General features: G+C 55.4%; 4 protein-coding genes and 1 pseudogene. 4 read left to right on the forward strand and 1 reads right to left on the reverse strand.

Going from position 1 to position 8198, the window contains the following annotated elements:
• The first annotated feature begins 48 nt into the window (after window positions 1-48).
• The 4 genes and pseudogenes from AWB72_RS06130 to AWB72_RS06150 all read left to right on the forward strand — a co-directional run.
• Entirely contained in the window at window positions 49-2955 is a 2907-nt protein-coding gene (locus AWB72_RS06130) for a KAP family P-loop NTPase fold protein (RefSeq protein ID WP_040048754.1), read from the forward strand.
• Between the two features lie 291 nt (window positions 2956-3246).
• Window positions 3247-5718, forward strand: a complete 2472-nt coding sequence (locus AWB72_RS06135) for a hypothetical protein (RefSeq protein ID WP_087127898.1) — start codon at window positions 3247-3249, stop codon at window positions 5716-5718.
• A 151-nt stretch (window positions 5719-5869) separates the two neighbouring features.
• A complete protein-coding gene (locus AWB72_RS06140; protein ID WP_040048752.1) occupies window positions 5870-6850 on the forward strand; it encodes a hypothetical protein in 981 nt (326 codons plus the stop codon).
• 681 nt (window positions 6851-7531) lie between these two features.
• Window positions 7532-7747, forward strand: a pseudogene (locus AWB72_RS06150) (DUF3597 family protein); the annotation flags it as partial.
• A gap of 101 nt (window positions 7748-7848) precedes the next feature.
• Here AWB72_RS06150 and AWB72_RS06155 read toward each other — a convergent pair.
• The coding region (locus AWB72_RS06155; RefSeq protein WP_244285522.1) for an IS3 family transposase at window positions 7849-8198 on the reverse strand (350 nt) is incomplete at its 5' end.

The raw sequence follows: 8198 nt of genomic DNA on the forward strand, positions 1-8198 counted from the left end.
AAACGGTTGACGCACTGCACTACCGAATAATGTTCAATCGGGGCCGGCATGGACATCCACGACAGAATTGACACAAGACTTGGCGAAACCGTCGTGGTGGCATCGCTTGCGATCCCCGAAGGCGACGCCATTTTCCTTTCGATTGATGCTCACGGGACGCCCGGTGCTCTCAATCAATACGTACTAGAACATCTCGGCCTTGATCAAAAAAGCCTGCCTCTGTCCAATGATCTGACGGACGGATATTTCATTTCGCCAGCCGGGCGAACCCTGCTCTGTTACGTTGTGACGATCGACGGCGGCCCGCCCGCGCGTTTGCTCGAAGACAATCTCGAGAATTGTCTGCGCGATAGCCGTCTGCAGTCGCTACGCAAACTATGGGTGCCTCTGATGGGGACCGGGACCGCGCGGCTGTCCTTGGTTGAGAGCTTCCGGATTACGCTTCAGGTACTGATCCGGAACGGCTGGGCCGACCGACCAGCGACCTCGGTCACGATTTCGACGCCCGGCCCGGAAGCTAATGGCTTTGACGCCCTGGCCGCGGCTATTCAAACACTAGTTCCATCATCGTCGCTCCCGGACGAGGCTTCCGAGCCGAAGAATAGGTGGAGTCCTTCACTCGCTGCCGAGGCAGTGCTCTCAATTGCGCATGCGCTCGGCAAGAGCAAGAATGAGTCCGAGCTTACAACTGAGTTGTTGCTATTCGCGCTCGCGGATGCTGCGCAAACGGATGCTTTCTCGCGCATCGGCAGTGATCGGTCCGTAGGGGCCTTTTGTACTGCGATTCATGAGCTGGCTGGGGATCGTTACGAACCGGCCTGGAGTCAACTTTTCAAGAAGGATTGGATCGCTCCCCAGAACATTGAGGGCGGCCATTTTGCACGGACCACGCACAACGCCGGCGCCATACTCGACCGCGCCGCTGCGCGTGCAAGAACATCGGGCCGCAAACAATTCATTGTCGATGATCTTGTCCGCGCCCTGCTCGAAAGCCCGGGAATCTTCGTCGATTATTTGCGCGTGATGGGTATCGAAGCAAACGCGCTACTCGAAGGCTATGAGGATGTGCTGACCGGGCAGGTTCTGATGAGCTTGCACAACGATGCCGCGTCGATTCAGGATCGCCTCGGTTATGCTACCTACGCAGAAGCAATCGCTTCGTTCCTCTCCAATCCAAGCACTCCTGCGCCGATCAGCGTCAGCGTGCAGGCTCCTTGGGGCGCAGGCAAGTCGTCGTTGATGCAGATGATCCGAGAGCGTCTCGACCCGGAGCGCATCCGCGACGCTTATCGCCTCAAGGTCGGGCAAACGGCTTTCGGCGCGCTCAATCTCGGCTCGGTTCTGAAGCTCCTTGAGCGAAAAAAAGATATTGGACCCGAATTTCTACACGACGCCTACACGAAAACGGTAGCTCAAAATGAAGACATTGCGACGCCACCAATTCGCCACGAAGGACTATTCACGATCTGGTTTAATGCTTGGAAATATGAGTCTTGCGAGCAGGTTTGGTCGGGTTTAGTCGACGCGATCGTATCGCAGATCAGCGATCGGCTCCCGATCGTGCAGCGCGAGGCTTTCCTCCTCAGGTTGCACCTTGCCCGGATCGATGACGGAATTGTGCGGCGAAAGATTTATGATCGCGTGCTCACCATCTGGTGGGCGCAGGTGCGACGTGCGCTCCTAATCGGGGTCGGTGCGACCGTTTCCCTGATCGGCCTAGGGGCAGCCAAAACGGTATTCCCGGACCTCAGCCCGCTTGCGACAAACATCAGCAAGATGGGGTATTGGGGCGGCATTGTTGGACCCGTCCTTCTCTCGGCCTATCTCGCACTTCGTTACTGGGTGACCCGCGAGAAGACTTACGCGGAGCCAGCCGAACTTAGTTTGGCACCATACCTAACCGTGCCGGACTACGCTCAATCGGTCGGGGCGATCCACCAAATACATGCTGATCTGCGGCGGGTACTAGCCGCGGCTCCGAAGGAAGCCGCTGACACATTCACACCAATCGTAATTTTCATTGACGATCTAGACCGCTGCTCTCCCACAAAAATCGCAAGCGTCGTGGAGGGTGTTAGCATGCTATTGGCGAGCGACACTTACCGGTGCATGTTCGTAATTGGCATGGACCCACAGATGATTGCCGCCGCGCTCGAAAAGGCGCATGCGGAAATCCGCGAGAGGCTTCCCAGTTACGAGCGCGGCGTGCCGCTCGGCTGGCGCTTCATGGACAAGTTCGTCCAACTGCCATTCACGATCCCGCCTCAGGCAAATATCAATGAGTATCTTAAATCGCTTGGTGCAGCGACTAACTTTGTTTCCGTCGACCCGTCCGTTCCGTCCAGCCCCCCCTTAACGCCTGACGGCCGGAATTCGCTCGACGCAGGCACCAATAGCCTTGATGATTTTGCGGACACTGGTGACAGCGGTGCGCAACAGCCTGGTCAGGAAAAATCCGCCGTTCCCTCGAACGATAGTAAGGATGTCGGGCGCATCATTCGCGAGCTTGGGCGCTATAGCGCGGGCAATCCTCGAGAGATCAAGCGCATGGTCAATCTCGCAAGGCTCTACTTGGCGCTGCGGAACGAGCGGCGGCGTGTCGCCCCGTTCTGGCGTGCACCTTCACTTGAGCAGTATGCACGGTGGATCGCGCTCACGCTTCGTTGGCCCGACATGATGCGATGGCTGCAATGGGGAGCAGATGAGGCGATCTGGTCGGCCGAGGACAATAATACCGCCCTCATTGTCCGTCGTCTCAAGGTACTTGAAGCTGCAGCAGAAGAAACATCTAAGGTTGCTGACTGGGCTGCGAGGATCGAGCGAGAACTCTATCTGGACGAGGACGATGCAGTTGAGTGGCGCAAGGATCCGAAGCTGTTCGAGTTATTTCAGAATTGCAGTCAATCTCCGCCGGGACGTAGGCTTTCAGCCGCTGCCGAAATTGGACTTTGGTAACGCTTCCTTTCTGGATCGGGGAGCAGGTTTGCTTTTCCCCGTTATGCGACTGTGACCTGAATGACCACTCTGCGAGTACGCGAATGTCTCATGGGAGTGTCGAACCGGTGCGCGCGCTAGACCGGCGAGTGGAGCTTTAGTGGCGCATTCATGTACGCCCAAGTACCATGGGCTATTCGGTCATTTCCGTTGGCGACCTACCGCAACCGGCGGCTGATCTGTTGGCCGTTGCTCGTTGTGGCCTGATGTTGCCATTCGCGGGCACGGTGCAAATACAAAACGAGTAAATCTGTGGAAAAGATCTATCTGAGAGAACTAGAAAAGGCGCTTGCGCTTCCGTCCCCGGCAGAATCCCTCAGCTATTTGTCGTCGATTCTCCGCTCGCTGTTACAGAGCCTGTCGATCGCAGCTCTCGAAACGGTGGTTCAAGCTACACCAACGGTTGACGATGACGTTGACTTGAAGCAATTCTGCGACCGCTTTGCTCAACCGTCAGACGGGCTGCCGGTCGAGATACTGGATGCCCTCGTACCCAGAATTCGTGGGATGGTGTTCCGGGGATATATGACCGGTTGGTTCGAGACGCCGTCGGGACAGAACGAAAACCTCGTGACAGCGCTTGTCAACTGGGTGGAGTTTCGCAACAAGCGGCCGGCACATGGCGTACTCGACGCTCCGACCACTGAGCTCTGGGCGAACAACACCGCTGAACTGATTCGACGGGTGGTGGCAGTTGCTGGTGGAGCGCTGCCATCAGTAACCTCATCCGCCGTTGCCGCCCACGTCGGCGACGTGCTGATTCCGATCTCTATTCCCTTGGTGCTTGGGGATCAAGGCATCGTCATCGGAAAAGTTGCGTCACGAAAAGGCGTCTGGAAAGTTCAGGGACAAGTACTCTCCTGGACCGATGCGCGAGAAATAACGTTTGACTTGGCACCGTCCAACATATTTGCTGCGGAAGATAAGATCGTCGACAAATTCAAGTGGAGAGAGGTCCCACGGTCGTCAAAATCCTTTCTTATCCTGAATAACGTCCCTGGCCGTCAAACCGCGAACTTTGTCGGACGCACGAAGGAACTGGACAAGCTTAAAGACTGGTTAATGGATATAGCAGATTCCAGAACATGCCTGGTTTTTGGTGATGGAGGGTTTGGTAAGACAACGCTTGTTCTGGAGTTCTTCAACAATCTGTTGGAGGGTTGCGTCGAAGGCGATTTCAAGCTGCCATCCGTTATCGGTTTCTATACAGCAAAGCGTACCAAGTGGACCGAGGAGGGACTGGTCCATTTCAAGGGGATCTCCGACGCGATGGAAGATAGTGTTCGTGAACTCATGTACTGCTTTAGCCCTGTCTTGGGTAAGGAATGGTTCAAGGTAGACGGTAGGGCCTTGATTGACAAAGCGGTGACGGTGTTTTCCGGGGAGGGCTTCACGCGGGACGACGTGTTGCTGATCATTGATAACACAGAAACTCTATCCACGTCGCAGGTGGACGCCGAAGAGCTTGGAAGTTTTATCTCACAGGTAGCCAAACGCATCGGTCGTGTAGTCATAACTTCCCGTCGTCGCGAATTGCTTGCTGCTGAGCCTGTTCCCGTTAGCCAACTCCCCGAGTCTGAGGCCCTTCTTCTGTTACAAAAGCTCGGCAAAGAATACGGCGCCCGCGCTGTGATTCAAGCGGGAGAACCTCGTTTGCGCCAAGCTTGCCAACAGTTAATGTGCAAGCCGCTTCTCATAGATACCCTTGTACGCTACATCGCACGATCCTCATCAGGCATTCCGGAGGGGCTAGATCAGATCCTGCGGAAAACCAGCGACGAACTGCTCGAATTTCTGTACGAAGATGCCTGGGCCCGAATGACTGCGGCCGTTCAAGATGTTTTTATGGTACTTGTGTCGCTCGCTAGTCCGCTCGACGGGAAATGTGTAGGCGACGTCTGCACGCAGATCGGCGTTCAGCATGCAGAGTTCCAGTCGAGTCTTGGTGAAACGTACTTTGCTAGCATCGTCGACCAAGGAGATTCATACGACCTTGAAATAGTGGAGCTTGCAAAAGATTTTTTTCGGCAAAAAAAGCGCAGAGTACCCGGAGAGGAATCGGAGCGACTGGACAAGATTGCTTTCAAGGTCGACAAGCAGGCGACGGAGCGCTACGAGATCGATCGAAATTACAGAATGGATCGCGTGGCCGACGGCTTTAGAAGTGAGTATGCGAAGGCCGCAAAGATAGCGACGATAAAGAAGGAGTATGGGAAAGCCAAAGAATTGTACGATCTGGCGATCTTAGAGGAGCCACTGAACGCAGCATTGCACGAGAGGTACGCGTCGTTTCTTCTGAGGACCCTTGGAAAGGCGACGGACGCTTTGCCTTATGCTAAACGTGCGACCCAGCTGGATGCACACAGCGCGGACGCATGGCTCACGTTGGGCCTCGTGCAGTATAAGCATGGCGACCTAGCTGCAGGTGATGCTGCGATGAGCAAGGCGGCTAAGTATGGGAAGACGGCTCAGCTTTGTTTCCTGCGAGAAGCAATTGCGCGCTATCACGTCGCCAAACAAGAGCCATACAGCAAGCGGGCGATGCCATTGCTCAAAGAAGCAGATCGGCTGGTGACTTTGTCAGTGAAGTCTGGCATGTCAAGCGATTTTTACTATCTTAAAAACAGGCGAGAAGCGGAAAAGTACACGCACCTGATACGTACCCTGGTGACGCAGATAAATCGGCGCGAAGTGTTGGCGGAGAATGCTGCCCAGCGCACCTAATCATTATCCCCATCTCTGCTTGGATGCGGGCATCTACCAATCGCTCGCCTTCATGAGGCTGTCCGCAAAAGGCGGAGGGGCGTCTTATCAGCGCAGCGTCCCACGTTATAGTTCCGCCAGTTAACTAGATAGTTAAACATCTTTAAATATCATGCTTTCACCCCGCGCCATTCGACTCATCCTGCGCCACTTTGATGCTCTCGACGAGGCAGTCGCTAAACGCCTCACGAGGAAGCGACCGTGGCAGGAAGAGGCACTGACAGGTCTGCTTTGTGATTTGCTGGATGCTGAAACTCAGGTCGAAGAGAAAGTTAGCTACACACTCAATCAGTTGCACGAAGACCTCGCCAAATCAGACGAGCCCGTTGGAATTCGCTTGGAAATTGACTCACACCAATATCCGAAGCACCTAGAGCGCTGGGTTACGCAAGCCGACTTTGGCTTGATCATCAAATACCAGGATCAGTTCGATCACAATCACTCGACGTCTGCGGCGTGGCTGATGCAGGCAAAGCGGGCGTTCCCAGCTCGAAATGGCGACTACGAGACCAACTCGAAGTTCGCTTCTGCCGACGCCGCGCAGGACGCCCGCATGAAGGCCCTAAGAGATTGGGCTGGCGAGGACTTCATCAGGTACTTTCTGTATTGCCCACGCCCAAGAGACCTTCAGCAACCCGTCCGCGAAGCACTCAATCAGGCGCGGACAAACGCGCTCTCTGGGGATATATTCGACTACACACTGGGGTTGGAACTGCGCGACGATATGCTATCTGCATCGCCAACGATTGCCGCGGGCCTATTCGTTTCAATGCTTGATGAGATTCCGAAGACGCTCCTTGAGACGCATTCATCGTTATTCAGCCGTACGACGCCTTTCTCGTGGTTCATCATCCAGCACATGGCGAACGGACGGCACAGCATTCACCATCGTCGCGCGAGCCCAGAGTCAATCCGTGCTGGGACTCGTGGTCGTCGTTCTCGGGAAATCGAACAGCTGGTACGAGGCGACCACCGAGTACTGGCCGGTATGGAACTTCCGGATAGCTTAAGTCTCGATACACAAGCTCGCATCCTCCCGGCCCATACCATCACGATCTCAGTTATCTGCGGCCTCGACCGTCCGCGCCAATGAAACCGAAACCAACATCCCGGTGGACCGCCTTCGGCCGCCGCCGAATTCAGTCATTAAACTATGACTTCCGCCTCGTCTGATTGGCTGCTTAGGGTGCTCCCGATCGCGACCCAGTGAGATGCGATCTGTCCACGCATGTTGCATGCGGCACCGATCGGCCATGGCAGCCGGTCTACGTCTTCGAACTGCTCGACGGCGGTAGTAGTCGCGAGGAAGCCGCGCTTGTCGTTCTTAGAGGCCACCGCGTGCTAAGCTCGGTTCGTAGATTTTGAAGCCGGTTGCATGGACAGCTGGTACACAGTGGCCGGTACACGGTCATTTTTGGTTTGGTGTCGGGGCGTTGATTTTTAAGGATTTTGTTGGTGCCGGGAGCCTGTCCCCCTCTCTCCGCCAGAACACAAGCCCTTGGGTCTTCCCAAGTGCTTTTTTATTTTTCCGCGACCGCGCTGAAACCCTTCCTCGCGCATCGCGTTCCAGTCTGAACCCGCCCCAGCACCGCACCCGCAACAAACCGGACTACTAACCGTCACCGGCAAAAAATCGTTGCAATCCCTTTCGAATCGTCCCGCACGGTCAACTGGTCCTCACAGTCCACGTTAAGCCGCGGCAGGCTTTGTGCGACAAGCGACGAAGCGCCAAGCCTGCGCCTTCGCAGCATTACCAATCGAAAAGGACACAGACATGAGTATCTTCGGTGACATCGTGGGGAAGATCTTCCACAAGGCCAAGCCTGCAGAGCCGGCGCCGGCCGTCGAGCCGGACCCGGCGCCTGCGCCCGCCGTCGAGGCAGCCGCTCCCGCGCCGCTTACGGACATCGACGTCGCTGCCGTAATGGATCAGCTCGCCGATGAAAGCAGCCAGACGCTGAACTGGCGCGTGTCGATCGTCGATATGATGGTAAGCGCGCAGAAATGGACGTCTGGAACTGTTTGATCTGAGCGCGCAGGCTATGTCCACTGTTTCGATGAACTGACCCCGGAATGTTGGACGCGGTGACGTTAGTGCTGCTTATATTTCATTCTGTACTGGACAGGGCTGAGTCCTTGCAATCTTAGCTTGATTCGATCGTGGTTGTAATAGTGGATGTAGTCCTTGATGCCGGTTTGCAGTTCGTCGACGTTGCGAAACCTGTTCATGTAGAAAAATTCCGACTTAAGCGTACCGAAGAAGCTCTCCATCGTGGCGTTATCGAGACAATTGCCTTTGCGTGACATGCTCTGTCTTACTTTCTGCTGTTTAAGCCGGCGACCATAGACCGGCATCTGGTATTGGGCGGATTCAACCGGTCGTCGCAACACCTTTAATCGAGGAGGTGTTGCGTGGTGCGAAGTGCAAAGCAGGTGTATCG

Source organism: Caballeronia concitans, assembly GCF_001544615.1.
GTDB classification, from domain to species: domain Bacteria; phylum Pseudomonadota; class Gammaproteobacteria; order Burkholderiales; family Burkholderiaceae; genus Caballeronia; species Caballeronia concitans.